Source organism: Salininema proteolyticum, from assembly GCF_042685645.1.
GTDB classification, from domain to species: domain Bacteria; phylum Actinomycetota; class Actinomycetes; order Mycobacteriales; family Micromonosporaceae; genus Salininema; species Salininema proteolyticum.
In genome coordinates this window covers 358392-372540 of record NZ_JBHUNX010000001.1, presented here as the reverse complement: position 1 = coordinate 372540, position 14149 = coordinate 358392, and the positions used below count along the sequence as shown (strand labels likewise).

The window sequence follows — 14149 nt, the reverse complement described above, 5'->3', positions numbered from 1 at the left end:
GGCCGGTCCGCTGGTAGAATCGCTAGCGTCCGCACGTCAGCGCCTCCTTGCCCGCTCACTCGGGACGGCCCGTGCGACCATGGCACTCGACGCGCACCGCTCCCGCCCGCGGGGCGGCGGGCGGGTGGACACTGACCCCGAACGGCACGGAAGAACGACTTTGTACTCATCACTGGTATCCATGGCGGCCGACTCCTTCTGGAGCATGAAGAAGGACCTCCACCGCTACGTGGACGACGTCGTCGACGTCCGCAGGGTCGGCGACGAGTCCGCGGTGGTCACGGCCGAGCACTCCACCGCCGCCGACCTGGCCGACATCGCCGCCTCGGAGCCCCTGCCGTTCCTCCGCCACGTCACCGAGGTGATCGCCGAGTACGACCCCGTCGAGGAGGGGTTCGACTCCGTCGCCGACCGCGTCGCCCGCTTCCTCCGCGACGAGACGGACCAGACCGCCGTCTCCCTGCAAACGTGGCTGGACGGCAAGGTCCCCTACCGCTTCAACCGGCACGAGGAGTGGGGCAGCGCCCGCGACCTGCTGAGCGACCGCGGATTCGACGTCTCCCGCGTGGGAGCCGAGTGGGTCGTCTCGATCTGCCACACGCCGGACACCGTCGTCGTCGGACTGAACCGCGCCGAGGACAGCCTGAGCACCTGGCCGGGCGGCCAAGTGCGCCTCGCCCGCACCCCGGACCAGGTCTCCCGGGCCGAGTTCAAGCTGGAGGAGCTCCTGCAGTACGTCTCGCTCCAGGCGTCGCCCGGCAGCCTCGCCCTCGACTACGGCGCCGCTCCCGGAGGCTGGTCGAGGATCCTCGCCGAGCGGGGCTTCGAGGTCACGGCCGTGGACCCCGGAGACCTGGACGAGCGCGTGCTGGACCTCCCGCTGGTCCGCCACGAGAGGACCACCGCCGGCAACTTCCTGCGCGACGCGAAGGACCGGTTCGACCTCATCGTGAACGACATGAAGATGAGCCCGGCACGGTCGAGCCGCCTCATGCTCGACAGCAGGAAGGTCCTGAAGCCCTCCGGGCGCTGCGTCGTCACCCTGAAGACCGGCAACCGGCACGTCCTGCCCCAGCTCCAGGAGTCCTTCGGGATCCTCCGCAAGGGCTTCACCGTCGAGTTCGCCCGGCAGTTGCGGCACAACCGCAACGAGATCACCGTGGTCCTGCGGAACAAGGGCTGACGCCGCTCCGCGAAGAGGGCCTCCTTTCGACGAGACCGACGGATTGCCGACAGGCCCGCGGGACTTCTCCGCGTTCGCCGGCCGGCGGGCACCGCTCGCGCCTAGCTTGTACGTGTCCCACGATCCTTCACCGAAAGGAGACACCATGTCGCACTCGCAGAAGCGCCACCGGATCGCCGCCGGAGTCGGCGGCCTCCTCATCGCCGCCTTCGGGCTCACCGCCTCGGCCACCGCCGTGCCCGCAGCCGTGCCGGCCGCGCCGCCGCCGGAGGCCTCGGCCGACCGGGTCCCGGAGGCCTCGGGACGCTGCGAACACGGCAAGGACAACTGGACCAAGTACGGCATCCGGCGCACCACGCGCCAGGGCGCGAAGCTCCGCTCCGGCTACTACGGGCGCGAGGACGTCGTCAAGGTCCTGAACCGCGACAAGGTCATCAAGTACTCCTACTACTGCACCAACAAGCACGGGAACCGGTGGTACAAGGTCTCCTGGAGGAACCAGTGGGTCGTCCAGGCCGGACTGAAGTAGGCCGCCCGCCCCGCCGGGACGCTCCGGCACGGCGTTGACCGGCGGCTCCCTCCGGGGAGCCGCCGGTGTCGGTGCCGGCGGCTAGACTGGGCACCTCCAGAACAAGGATCGCCGCACGCTGTCAATGCGCGGCCGAGAAGGAGCACCCCGTGCCGGATTCCGTTCGGGCGAACGAGACCGCCGTCCCCGTCCTCCCCTGCTCCGACCCCGAGGAGACCCTCGAGTTCTACCGGACGCTGGGGTTCACCGTCACCGCCGAGCAGACCAGACCCTACCTCTACCTGGCCCTCCGGTGGAGCGGTTTCGACGTCCACTTCCGCAATCCTCCCCAGGGCCACGACCCGGCCGCGGAGGACGGCGGCGTCTGCCTCATCATGGTGGACTCGGTGGCGCCCTACCACTCCGAGTTCACCGAGGCAATGCGCGCGGCCTACGGCAGGGTCCTCGCCAAGGGCCTCCCCCGGATCACGCGTTTCCGGCCCGGCCAGTCCCGGTTCACCCTCCTCGACCCGTCGGGCAACTCCCTCATCTTCATCCAGCGCGACGAACCGGCCGACCGCGACCACGGCGGTTCCCGGAGTCTGCGCGGACTCGCCAGGTCGCTCGAGAACGCCCGGAACTTCCGCGACTTCAAGACCGACGACGAGGCCGCCTACCGCGCGGTCAAGTCCGGATGGAAGCGGCACGGCTCGGAGGCCGATCCCATGGACCGGGCCTTGGCACTGGCCATGCTCGTCGAGCTCGGCACGGCCCTGGAAGAAGACGCCGATCGGGTCCGGGCCTGGTCGGACCAACTGAACCGGCTGGAACTCACCGACGCCCAGCGGCGGACGATCGCCGAGGAGCTGACGAGCACCGACATCCTGGACGCCTAACCGCGCCGCTCCCCTTGAGACACCGAATGCTCCGCCGCCCACCGGGCGCCGAGAGCACCGTGGACGCTCACTCCGTCAGATCGACAAGCATTGTGCCTCAATAAGTCTGCCCGACTATTCGGAAACAATACTGCACATGAGACAGATGTTCGACACATAGGGGGTGCGCAAGGGCATTCCCTATTCTCTCCTCCTGCCGCGAAATCTAGGATTGCGAATCGAAAGACCACATTTCTACATTTAGCGATATGTAGAATCCTCGTCGCATGACCAGTAGGAGATCCGTCCATGCACAAGCTGAAAAAGGTCATCGCCACCGCGGCGGCGTCGGCCGTCGGAGCACTCGCCCTCGCCTCCGGCGCGAGCGCCGGAGAAATCGGGGCCAAGGTCGTCGGCGGCGACCCCTCCCAACAGGACCAGTTCCCGTACCTGGTCTCCCTGTACCGCGTCGCGGAGGACTCGCACTGGTGCGGCGGCTCGCTCGTCGCCGACGACATCGTCCTCACCGCGTCGCACTGCACCGAGGGCGCCGACGTCGACACCTACACCGTGCGCCACGGCTCGGTGGAGCTCGACAGCCCGGACATGGCGGAGTACGAGGTCGTCGACATCTTCATGCCGGACAACTACGGCGACGAGACGCCCATCAGCAACGACTGGGCCCTGATGAAGCTCGCCGAGCCGGTACCCGACGCCCAGACCGTCGCCCTGCCGCAGGGCACCGAGGTCGACGAGGGTCCGACCTACGCCGTCGCCGGCTGGGGCCTGACCGAGGACAACGTCTACCCCAACGAGCAGCGCTGGGCCGAGGTCCCCTACGTCAACGACACCGACTGCGGCCGCTCCTATAAGCGCAGCTCGTGGTGGTACGCCGACTCGATGATCTGCGCCGGCTACCTCAAGCAGGGCGGCGTGGACGCGTGCTCCGCCGACTCCGGCGGCCCGCTCGTCGCCCGCGAGGGCGACCAGGACGTCCTCGCCGGGATCGTCAGCTGGGGCAACGGCTGCGGCAAGAAGCGCTACCCGGGCGTCTACGCCCAGGTCAGCTGGTTCCTCGACGACGTCAACGCCGCCATCGCGGCCATGTCCTGAGGGCCGGTTCCCACCGGGCCGGCCCTTGCCGAGCGGCGCCGCGGAAGCCTCGGCCCTGACACCTCACCGCAGTGTCACGCAGGCCTGAGTCCGGCCGCCGCGCCACGGTGCGGCCGTCGACCGTTCCCCGGTCGACGGCCGCATTTCCGTGTGCCGCGGACGTTCTGAACGCTCGGGCGAGGTCGGCGGCCGCGGTCAGTCCGCTAGGACTTCGGACAGTGTCCCGAAGCCCAGGCCCCGGTTCCGCAGCTCGTCGACGATCGACGGCAGGGCCAGGTGGGTCTGCGGGGCGTTGGGCCCGCCGATGTGCATGATGACCACCGAGCCGGCCTCCGCCCGGGACAGCACCGCGTCCACGATCGGCTGCGCCGCCTCGGCGAAGGGGTCCCCGCTGACGACGTCGCCGTCCACGACGGTCAGCCCCAGGGGCTGGAGGGCCTGGAGCGCGGCCTCGTCGTGGCAGAGGCCGGGGAACCGGAAGTAGCGGGTCTGGTTGCCGCCGAACTCCTCCATGACGTCGAAGGTGCTCTCCACGTCCTCGCGCATCGCCTCGGGTTCGTCCTCGTAGTCCAGGCCGTAGCAGTCGGAGGTGAACGCCTCGTGCTCGAAGGTGTGGTTGGCCAGTTCGAACCGGGGGTTGGCGGCGATGCGGGAGGTCTCGTCGGGGTACTGACGCATCCACATGCCGGTCATGAAGAAGGTCGCGGCCAGGTCCTCGGATTCCAGATAGGACAGCAGTTCCTCGTTGTGGTAGGTGTCGACCTCGCCGGACTCCAGTTGCGCGCGCATGTACTCGGTCAGGTCGGCGTCGAATGTCAGCGCCACCCTGCCGCTGCCGCCCGGGCCCCTGTCGACGACCGGCGTCGGGCGGGACGGATCGCTGGCGCCGGGTACGGCCTCCGGTTCGGGGGAAGGGCTCTGGCCTTCATCGGGCGGCGCGGAGGAGGCCTCCTCGCTGCCGCCGGGAGCGGACGGCTCCGAGCAGGCGGCCAGCATCGCGGCGGGCAGGGCCGCGGCCATTCCAAGGGTTCGACGTCTTCGCATTGCAGGGACTTTCTGTCGGGCCTCTGAATTCACCAAGGACCCCTATTGTCTTGCCCCCGCCGTCGCGGGAACGGGCGGGGGCTCCCCTCGGTCCGCGGACGCGCCGGGCCGGTCACCGTCCCGCGCGGGACGGTTCCCTGGCCGGCGCTTTGGGCAGGACGAGGAGCGGGTCGAAGAGGACCTTGAGTCCGCACCGCACCATCAGGCCGTGCACGGCCAGGCAGACCAGGATGACCAGTGCCGTCAGCAGGATCGGTTCGCTGACGGCCATCACCGGGTTGGCCAGGGCGCCGGCCGCGCCGTCCGATCGCAGGGCCCTGTCGATCAGGGCGAGGGGGATCATGTGGAGGACGTAGATCGGAAGAGTCTTCTGCCCGATCCAGCGGAGCGGCCTCGTCGCGCGGGGAAGGTACCGGTCCAGCATCGCGCAGCCGAGCAGCCCGAAGACGACCGACACCGCGCAGAGCAGGGGCCAGACCCCGAACCACTGGCGCGCGCCGAGCACTGACACGGCGACCAGCCCGACGCCGAACGCCGCTGCCGCCGACACCGTCGCCGTCAAGGTCGCCGCCCCTGCCATGCGCTTCGCCCGATCGCCGAGGCGCAGTCCCGCGAGGAAGAAGAACAGGTTCTGAACGACCTGCCAGAAGTTCCCCCAGTCGGGCAGCACCCCTGCCGCGGCGACGGCGGAGACGGCGAACGCCGCCGCCAGGACGACGGCGGTCGGCGCCTTCCTCGTGGCCCGGGCGATCAGGAGGTACACGCCGAGGGCGAGGAAGTACCAGAGGTTGGTGGGGCTGAACGTGAGCTGGGCCAGGAACTCCGCGAAGTCGCGGGCCCGGGCCGTCTCGAAGTCGGGGGCCGCGGCCAGAGCGAAGGTCTGGATCGTCAGCCAGAGCGCGTAGAGGCCGAACAGGCGCCCGACCCGTCGGGCCGCCGAGGAGCCGTCGGGGGCGAACACGGCACGGGCGGCGAACAGTCCGGATATGAAGAAGAACAGGGGCATCCGCAACGGCAGGAACTGCGCGCTCAACAGCGCCCACCACGCGGCGATCCCCTCGGAGTCGCCCCAGTCGACGTTCGCGGCGTGCTTCGCGACCACGTGCCAGAGGACGACGAGGACGATGCAGAGGCCTTTCGCGGTGTCGGCCCAGCCGTCTCGGGTGGAGGTGCTCACCGCTCGGCCTCCCGGCGGTCCGGAGAGGCCGGGAAGGACGTCCCGACGGCGTTCGCGCGAGCGGGAAGCGACTTCGTCCACCCGGTTGTTCGTCCAGTCATGGCGACAATGGTCGGGGCGGACGGTCACGAACGACCGAAGAGAACGTCACAGAAGCATATCGGTTATGCAGACATGTTCTCACTGTTCTATGTCACATGCAAAAGCCTTGTTACGCAACGGCTATCCCGTGCCGCGCATCACGATTCGACGGGGCGGATCCGCGGGACGCGTAATTCGCGGGCGCCCTAGAGGGAGATCGCCGGCCCCGAATCCGTGACGCGAGCCGAAGCACACCATATGGAACCTCATTCCAGAAAGGGCGGCCGATTATGGAGAGCCAAGCGCGGGAACGGATCAGAGCCCTCGACGACGGCACCCCGGAGAACCTCTGGATCACGCTGCCGGTCGCCATGGCGACCGGCTCCAGGTCCGGCAGATTCCACCGGGCCCCTACCCGTCCGGCCTCTCGTCCTCGAGGAATCGGCCGACGGAACGCCAGACGCCTTGGAGCACTTCGTCGGTCTCCGCGTCGACGGCCTCCTGGACTCGGTCCGCGTCGAGGTCGCCGACGACGGTGCCCACCATGTACTCGGTCGGCGAGTCGGACTTCCGGTGGATCCGCGCGGCGAATGACTGCAGCGGCGTCCGCAGGATGTCCACTGCCGCGCTACCGTCCGGCGGGAGACCCGGCCCGGGCGCGAACACCAGGAGACGGTTCAAGCTGTGGGCCAGGATGATCGAACGGACAGCGCCGGTGCGCCCTTCAAACAGGCGGTCCTCCAGCCCGACCTGGAGGTCGCCGACCGGTCCGGTGGCCATCGTGTCCCGCCGAAGGGCGGGCAGCAGGTCCCACTGGCCGCTGCGCGCCGCGTAGGCCCGCAGCGTGAGCCGGTCGGTCCCGTTCGCCGAGCGGTAGCGCTCGAGGAGGAGTTCCCGGGCGTTCGGAAGCGACCGGAAATCGCCGCCCTCGCCGATGCCCCAGGCGTCGAGGCAGAGCCTCGTCTCCGGCTCGAGGCCCCAGGGGGCTCGCCTGGAGAGCAGGACGCCCGTCTCCTCAAGCTCGTCCCACATCCCGTTCGAGTAGCTCACCCTGCGGTGGAACCAGAGCTCCAGATCCCCCTCCGATTCCGGGTAGAAGACGGCGGCGACGTCCTCCGCGGCTTCGCGGTAGCCGTCGTCCGGGGAGAACAGGCCCTCGTAGACGTCCTCGCCGGGGAACCGGAACCCCTTCCGTCCGGTCAGGTACCGGCGTTCCCGCTGAGACTCGAGCGTGCCGACGATGTCGGAGTACTCGAGGTATACGGGGTCGCCGAACCGGAACCGTTCCCACAGTGCCTGCCCGAAACCGGGTGGAGCGGGATCCGGGGACAGCCAGAGGTCGAAGGCCAAGAGCCACAGAGTGTCCACGGGCGCTCGCAATGCCGCCACGTGGAGGCCGGCGGGCAGGCCCCCGTCACGGACTCGGTTTCGCAGCTTCCACAGGTCGCCTCCGGTGTACGTTCGGTACCGGCGGACTACCTCGTCCGGATCGTCGGGGAGCGGGTGCTCTCGGCGCGGCTCGTGCGGCCGGAAGCGGCAGATGTCAATGGTCCGGTAGGCGTAGGGGCCCTCGATCACGGTGTGGTCCCTTCCGGCTCGGCGTCGCGGGGAGAGAAGGACTTCTAGAATATCCTTCTATGTCTCCGCCGGCCCCACCACGCCTGACCGCCGCCCCGATCCCAACGGCCGACCGGGACCCTCGGGCCCGACCGCGCCCCCTAGCTCGACGACCGCCACGGCCCTCTCGCCGGGAACGCCGCCCGGATACGAGAAAAGCCTGCCCGGGGCGTCAACCGCCGCGGACAGGCTCGAAGCCTGAAGCTTAGATAACAACGATGTTCTCAGCCTGGGCGCCCTTGGGGCCCCGGGTGACATCGAACTCGACCGCCTGGCCCTCTTCCAGCTCCCGAACCGACTGGTCGGCGACGTTGGAGACGTGAGCGAACACGTCGTCGCCTCCTCCGTCCTGAGCGATGAAGCCGAAGCCCTTGTTGCCGTTGAACCATTTAACGGTGCCAGTGGCCATACTTTTCTCCTTGTTGGGCGGTAAAAAAATCGAGGTCTTCGAATACAGACCCCATCGATACGCCGCTCCGACCGCCACGGAGCCGACTACTCATCCTACCCCGAGAATCGGGAAACGCCACACCGCCACCACCCCGTCGGGCGTTTTCGTCCTTCTCCCCCGGTCCCCGTACCGCTGCTCCCCTGATGATCCGGTCGAAAAGGAGACCCCGGTCTCCCCCTCTCGACCAGTGCCGGGGCGACGGCCCGATCCGCGGATCCCCGGCCGATCGGGGAGGCGATTCGGCGTGTCCGGCCTGGACTCGGCCGAACGCCGGGACGAGGCCTTTCGTCGAGGGCCGCCGCCGGACCAGGCGCCATGACCTCCTGATCCGACGGCGGTTCACGATCGACGCGATGGGCCTATGGGCCACCGGGGCGAGCGCTAGCCGCAGGCGACCTTCGGCATGTAGATCTCGAGCATGGGCTCGTCGTGGCCGAAGATCGACCCGTGGGCGTCGACGCACTTGCCGTCCATGTTGATGTTCTTGTCCGTGTAGGCGGGCCCGGCGTAGCTGTAGAACCAGCCGCTGTCCTTGCCTCCCGGATCGGCGACCGTTCCGCCGGTGGGGCGGATCAGGGTCCCCATGGGGCTCATGGAGTCGTTGTCGTTGGTCTTGTAGAAGACGGAGCAGTTCTGGTTGTAGGCGTCGGACCAGTAGACCTTCAGCGTCGCGGTGAGGCCGTTGGCGCTCTTGGACTCCGAGGCGACCTCCACGAACGAGCTGCCGCACGGGTTCGCGTTCGCGGCGGCGGCCTGCGAGGAGGCCGGTACTGCCGCCAGAGCGAGCCCCGCGACGCCGGCCAGAGAGATCAGTGTTTTGCGAAATTTGTTCATGTCGACATCATGGACCGGCGGAGTTGTGTATCCACTGCGGATATGTTGAATCCCCCCGACTTCCAGGAGGGGAACGGCAACGGCGCCCGACGGCGGCACCTCCCGTCCAGCGGGCGAACGACCCCCCTCCTTCTGGAGAAAGGACCGCGGTCCCGACCGCGCACAAGCGCCGCCGGGACCGCGGACATCGCCGGGACAGGTGCGGCCCTCAGCCGCGGCTGTACCTCTCCCACCAGGTGAAGGGCACCCGGTAGGCAGAGGGAGTGTTGTCGGCCGCGTGGCTCGCCAGGCCGTTCTTACCGAAGAAGTAGTCGTGCACCTGCGGCTGGGCCACACGCGACAGATCGGTGTCCGCCACCGCCACCGCGTGGACGTGGTACGGCCAGTTCCCCTGGGACGGAGTGCGCAGCCAGGCCGCGAAACCGACCTCGCGCAGCGCCTTCACCGTCCGCCACCGCTGAGACTCGGTCAGTCCGGTGACGCTGAGGTCGACCGCGCCGCCACCGTCGTGCGTTCCCGCCGAAGTCGGGTCCTCCGAGGTGTAGGAGCCCTGCGTCAACCGGAGGCCCCACGACAGCTTGGCATCGGCCGCGGCCAGCATGTCCTTGGTCCGCGTGTTCACCCGTTCGCCGCTGTAGGAGTCCCAGCGGGAACCGATGGAGACTATGCGGCCGACGGAGAAACCCGTGTCCTGGCCGAGCCTGGCCAGCGACGTGGGCCCCGGCAGTCCGTTGGCGTCGATCCCGCTGTAACCCAGGGCCCTCTGCCACGCGGAATAGGCCGAGACGGTCGACGAACCATAGTGTCCGTCCACATAGGCGTTATTGAGGTGGCCCTTGGAGGCCAGGCCGGCCTCCACCGACTCGACATGCGGTCCGGCGTCCAGGGTCGTTCCCTGCCCGGACTTGGGCGGATCGACCTGGGCCGCCACTATGACCAACTCCATGTCGACCGTCGGCCGCGCGCTCGCCGCCGCCGAGAACAGTGGGGACGCTGCCGCCGCTCCGGCGACGGTCAGGCCCGCGGTGAGCAGTCGGCGGCGGGAGATCGCCGGCCTCTTCTGATCGTTCATGATCTGCCTCCTCGTGAATCGTGCGAATCGTCTTCCGCTCCCAGCACAGGAGCGGCCCGCACCGCTCGCGGTTCAAGCGGTGCGGACCGTCCGGGTACTGGTCGGGAACTAGCTGTATCGGCAGCAGGCGTTGTAACCGCGGGCCGCCCAGAAGCCGGTCGGAATCGGGTTGGACAGGGTGTAGTCGTTGACGCTCTTGGCCGCGCCGGTCTGGTAGCCGGGACGCATCTCGAAGTGCGTGTGAGCGGCGCCGGACTTGCTCACACCGCGCCAGTCCTCGTACCCGATCTTGGAGCCCTTGGAGACGGTGGAGCCGACACTGAGCCCGTTGTACGGGTCCAGGTGCAGGTAGACGACGGTCTTGTTGAGGCTCGAGTTGTAAATCGCCAGGGTGGACAGGCCGCCGGAGCCCCTCGAGCCCTCGGTCTTGCGGATCACCTTTCCGGAGGTCAGCGAGTACACCGGGCTGCCGATGCTCTTGGCGATGTCGATGCCCTCGTGACGTCCCGGGGTGTTGACGTAGCCGTCGTAGTAGGCGTTGACGCGTGCCGACGACGAGTGGTACAGACCGTATTCCAGGTTGGCGCTCGCGCTGCCGCTCACGCCTACGCGGTGGCCGGCGTTGTCGTTCTTCAGGTAAGCGCGGAGGTTCGCCGCCGAGCCCGGGCTGAAGTTGTCGATCGTGCCCGCGTAGTTGCTCTTGTAGAAGACCGTGACGTACTTGCCCGTCAGGTTCTTGGCCGAGGCGGCGTTGTTCTTGACGCACTGGCCCTTGCCGGCTCCGGATCCCTTGTACTCGTAGCAGGTACTACCGGTGCCGTAGGTGGGAATCGACCCTTTGAAGTCGCTCACCGACCCCTGTTGGTCGCTGTTGTAGTAGAGACAGAACTCGCCCGTCTCGCAGATTCCGTTGCGCGCCGTCGCGGCCTGTGCCGGCGTGATCGCGGACAGACCGACCATGGTGCCCACCAAGGCCGCCACGATCACCGCGAGCACTCGCGGTCGCTTCGTTTTGATCCAACTCATGACTTCTCCTAGTAGAAAATTCGGAACGCGGGGACCTACAGCACCGATCCGGGCCGACGGCCCGTCGGTTCGATCGTCGACTCTGCTGCGCCTCCTCCCCGTCGCGGGCGACGGGTTCCGTGATCGTTGTGGAGGTGAGCTACGGCCTTTGCCCGAAAGAGCAGGGCCGGCATTCCGGCGGACCGTCTCCGGACCGCAGGGCGGACATTGGGCCGCCGCCCGAGCCGGAGAGATGAGGGTCCTCCGAAATTCGCTCACCGGGACATGGTGAGCCGCGACCGTTGTGGAAAGTATGTGGATATGTTGAATCCAGAAGCGGGCCTGTGGGAACGAGAAGGACGCCGGACCGGCTCGGCAGACGATCCCTTGCCGGGCCGGGAATACCGCCCCTGCCGAAGAACGCTCGACGCAGAAAGACGAGTCGGCCGACCACGCCCCGCCTCCCCAACGGTCGCGCCCCCGCCGCGAAACGACACTCCGGCCGAACCTCGGGCACGTTCGCGAGACTGAACCCTCAGGCCACGATCCCGTTGCGGTAGGCGTAGACGACCGCCTGGACTCGATCGCGGAGCGAGAGCTTGGCGAGGATGCGGGACACGAACGTCTTGACCGTCTCGGGGCTGATGACGAGAGCCCCGGCGATCTCGGAATTGGACAGCCCCTCGGCGATGAGCCGGAGGACTTCCAGTTCCCTGGGCGTCAACGGGACGTCCCGTTCGGCCTCGGCGGGGCGGATGCGAGAGGCGTACTTGCCGACCAGTTGCCGGGTCACCTCCGGGGCGAGCAGCGCGGTGCCGGAGGCGACGGTGCGAACGCCCTGCAAGAGCCGGTTCGGCGGGGCGTCCTTGAGCAGGAACCCGCTGGCCCCGGCGCGAAGGGCCTCGTAGACGTACTCGTCCAGATTGAACGTGGTCACCACCAGGACCTTGACCGGGTCGGGCACGCCCGCCCCGGCGAGCTCCCGAGTGGCGTCGATCCCGTCGAGGACCGGCATGCGCACGTCCATGACGACCACGTCGGGCCGCAGCCGGTGCGCCAGATCCACCGCGGCCCGGCCGTCACCGCATTCGCCCACGACGGCCATGTCGGACTGGGCGTCGATGATCGTGGTCAGTCCGGTGCGGACGAGGATCTGGTCATCGCACACCAGGACTCGGGTCGGTCCGGTCATGTCCGGCTCCCGGTGGGGATTCGCGCTCGCACGCCGAAACCGCCGTCGGGGCGGGGTCCGGCGCCGAACTCGCCGCCGAGGACGTCGACCCGTTCGCGTAGCCCGGCGAGCCCGCGTCCGCTTCCGTTTCCGGCCTCGGTCGGCGACTCGGGCCGTCCGGTGCCGACTTCCACCGTGATCGCGTTCGCGCCGTGGTGGACGCGAACCGACGTGGGACTGCCGTGAGCGTATTTGAGCGCGTTGGTCAGAGCCTCTTGGACGGTCCGGTAGGCCACGAAATCGGCGCTGCCGGCGGCGGCCGCCGAAGTGCCTTCCTCGGTGAACTCGATCGGCTGCCCGGCTCGGCGGGCCTGTTCGACGAGGGTGGAGAGGCGGCCGAGAGCGGAGGTCCGGTCCGGGCCTTGATCGTGGTCGGGGTCCAGCAGGTCGAGCAGGTGCCGCAAGTCCCCGATCGCACGCCTCCCGGTATCGGTCACGTCGGAGAGAGTTCGATCGAGCCTGTCCGGTGCGCCGGTGAGATATCGGGCGGCTTCCGTCTGGACGACCATGGCGGTCACATGGTGGGTGACGACGTCGTGGAGCTCGCGGGCGATGCGTGCGCGTTCGGCGGCGCGAGTGGTCTCGGCGACGCGCCGGCGCTGGGCGGCCTCAGCGGCGCGGGAGGAGCGCACCCACGATCCGATCGCCCAAACGGCCGCCAACATCAGGTAGAAGGCGATGTAGGCCGATATCGTCTCCGGGGAGTCCAATCGGTTCAGCGCCACGGCCAGCGCGATGTAGGCGGTGGTGAGGACGGCCGCGGCGGCACGCCGGTGCCGATCGAGGTGGATGCCGGCGCTCAGCAGGGCGAACGGTAGCGCGCTGCCGGCGACGAAGTGGTATCCGGTCAGGACGGAGACGGAGAAGGCGGCGGCGATGACGGCCAGACTCGTGGCCGGCAGGCGGCGGCGCGCGGCCAGCGGGAGGCACAGCGACGCGAGCAGGATGGCGGCGTAGGCGTCGAACGGACGCTGCGGGAGATCGCCGAGCTGTGTTTCCCTCCCCTCGAAGACCGGCCAGAAAGAGACGGCGATGAGGACGACGGCGAGGGGAAGGTCCCGGACGACGACGTCGAGGCGGCGCCATCGCTCCGAGATCCGCCGGAGGACGTTCACTGCGCCAGTGTAGCAACGGCTTCGGCTCGGTTCTTGCGGCGCATGGGAACCAGATTGCCGCGCCGCTTCGCGATCCAGAGGAGCACTGCGGTGATGATCAGCCCGGCCAGGGGCGTGTAGAGACTGGCCTCGGGGCCGAAGGCTCCTCCGGAGACCAGGGCGGGGCCGGACGTGGAGGCGTCGAGAAGCCCCTGCGGTGTGCCGTTGCCGGACACCTCGGTGCTGAACACGCCCCCGGCGGCGAAATTCCAGCCGAAGTGGATGCCGATGGGCACCCACAGGTTGCGGGTGGCAACGTAGGCGGCGCCCAGCATGAGGCCGGCGGACACGGCGATCGAGAGCGCGCCGACCACGGAGGCGCCGGGGTTGACGAGGTGCACGGCTCCGAACACGATGCCGGTGAGCGCCAGCGCGATCCCGGTGCCCGCCCAGCCTTCTACGAAGCGGAACAGGACGCCCCGGTACAGCAGTTCCTCGGTCACCGCAGCTGCGGCCATGAATCCCAGGAGTCCGGCCGCGCCGCCGGGATCGCCCATGCCGTCGACGCGGTAGAAACCGAGGAAAGCGATGTTGACTATGACGAACCCGAACATCGCCGTGCCGGTCAGGGTGCCCAGCCCCGTCTTGTAGGCCGCTCCCTCCCAGGCGAGTTCGGTGACGGCACGCCTCTCAGTCCGGCGCACCACCCACCGGTAGACGAAGAGGGCCAGGACGGCGGCTACCAGGCCGACGGGAAGCATCAACCAGGGTTCGTCCTCGACCGCGTACAGGGCTTGGCCGCCGACGAAGCTGACCACCGCGATGGCCAGCAGCTGCCAGAACAGTCTCATGCGAGTACTCCTT

The 14149-nt window shown here is 68.7% G+C and carries 14 protein-coding genes; 4 read left to right on the top strand and 10 right to left on the bottom strand.

Annotation, left to right across the window (positions count from 1 at the left end; translation table 11 throughout):
- The first annotated feature begins 160 nt into the window (after positions 1-160).
- The 4 genes from ACFTE1_RS01700 (at position 161) to ACFTE1_RS01685 (ending at position 3679) form a co-directional block, all read left to right on the top strand.
- Complete coding sequence (locus ACFTE1_RS01700; protein WP_380762560.1) at positions 161-1183, top strand: SAM-dependent methyltransferase; 1023 nt, start codon at positions 161-163, stop codon at positions 1181-1183.
- A 145-nt stretch (positions 1184-1328) separates the two neighbouring features.
- Positions 1329-1712: a hypothetical protein gene (locus ACFTE1_RS01695; protein ID WP_380620253.1), complete on the top strand. Its 384-nt coding sequence runs from the start codon at positions 1329-1331 to the stop codon at positions 1710-1712.
- Positions 1713-1861: 149 nt separating this feature from the next.
- On the top strand, positions 1862-2587 hold the full coding sequence (locus ACFTE1_RS01690; RefSeq protein WP_380620251.1) for a glyoxalase: 726 nt from the start codon (positions 1862-1864) through the stop codon (positions 2585-2587).
- A 288-nt stretch (positions 2588-2875) separates the two neighbouring features.
- The gene (locus ACFTE1_RS01685; protein ID WP_380620249.1) at positions 2876-3679 is read left to right on the top strand and encodes a serine protease; all 804 of its coding nucleotides are present in this window, start codon (positions 2876-2878) and stop codon (positions 3677-3679) included.
- 195 nt (positions 3680-3874) lie between these two features.
- Here the strand turns inward: ACFTE1_RS01685 and ACFTE1_RS01680 are convergent, their stop codons facing one another.
- From ACFTE1_RS01680 to ACFTE1_RS01635, 10 genes are all read right to left on the bottom strand, one after another.
- Positions 3875-4723, bottom strand: coding sequence for a polysaccharide deacetylase family protein (locus tag ACFTE1_RS01680; protein ID WP_380620247.1), 849 nt, complete (start codon positions 4721-4723; stop codon positions 3875-3877).
- 112 nt (positions 4724-4835) lie between these two features.
- On the bottom strand, positions 4836-5900 hold the full coding sequence (locus tag ACFTE1_RS01675; RefSeq protein ID WP_380620244.1) for an acyltransferase family protein: 1065 nt from the start codon (positions 5898-5900) through the stop codon (positions 4836-4838).
- A 492-nt stretch (positions 5901-6392) separates the two neighbouring features.
- On the bottom strand, positions 6393-7559 hold the full coding sequence (locus ACFTE1_RS01670; protein WP_380620241.1) for a hypothetical protein: 1167 nt from the start codon (positions 7557-7559) through the stop codon (positions 6393-6395).
- A 244-nt stretch (positions 7560-7803) separates the two neighbouring features.
- Complete coding sequence (locus ACFTE1_RS01665; RefSeq protein WP_380620239.1) at positions 7804-8007, bottom strand: cold-shock protein; 204 nt, start codon at positions 8005-8007, stop codon at positions 7804-7806.
- Positions 8008-8430: 423 nt separating this feature from the next.
- Complete coding sequence (locus ACFTE1_RS01660) at positions 8431-8883, bottom strand: hypothetical protein (protein WP_380620236.1); 453 nt, start codon at positions 8881-8883, stop codon at positions 8431-8433.
- A gap of 208 nt (positions 8884-9091) precedes the next feature.
- Positions 9092-9955, bottom strand: coding sequence for a peptidoglycan-binding protein (locus tag ACFTE1_RS01655; RefSeq protein ID WP_380620233.1), 864 nt, complete (start codon positions 9953-9955; stop codon positions 9092-9094).
- Positions 9956-10063: 108 nt separating this feature from the next.
- The gene (locus ACFTE1_RS01650; protein ID WP_380620231.1) at positions 10064-10981 is read right to left on the bottom strand and encodes a peptidase inhibitor family I36 protein; all 918 of its coding nucleotides are present in this window, start codon (positions 10979-10981) and stop codon (positions 10064-10066) included.
- Positions 10982-11495: 514 nt separating this feature from the next.
- Positions 11496-12152, bottom strand: a complete 657-nt coding sequence (locus tag ACFTE1_RS01645) for a response regulator (RefSeq protein WP_380620229.1) — start codon at positions 12150-12152, stop codon at positions 11496-11498.
- Positions 12149-13306 carry a sensor histidine kinase gene (locus tag ACFTE1_RS01640; RefSeq protein ID WP_380620226.1) on the bottom strand — a complete coding sequence of 386 codons (1158 nt, stop codon included), beginning with the start codon at positions 13304-13306 and terminating at the stop codon, positions 12149-12151. The genes ACFTE1_RS01645 and ACFTE1_RS01640 overlap by 4 nt, the downstream gene beginning before the upstream one ends.
- On the bottom strand, positions 13303-14136 hold the full coding sequence (locus tag ACFTE1_RS01635) for a CPBP family intramembrane glutamic endopeptidase (RefSeq protein WP_380620224.1): 834 nt from the start codon (positions 14134-14136) through the stop codon (positions 13303-13305). Before ACFTE1_RS01635 ends, ACFTE1_RS01640 begins: the two co-directional genes overlap by 4 nt.
- Positions 14137-14149: the final 13 nt, after the last annotated feature.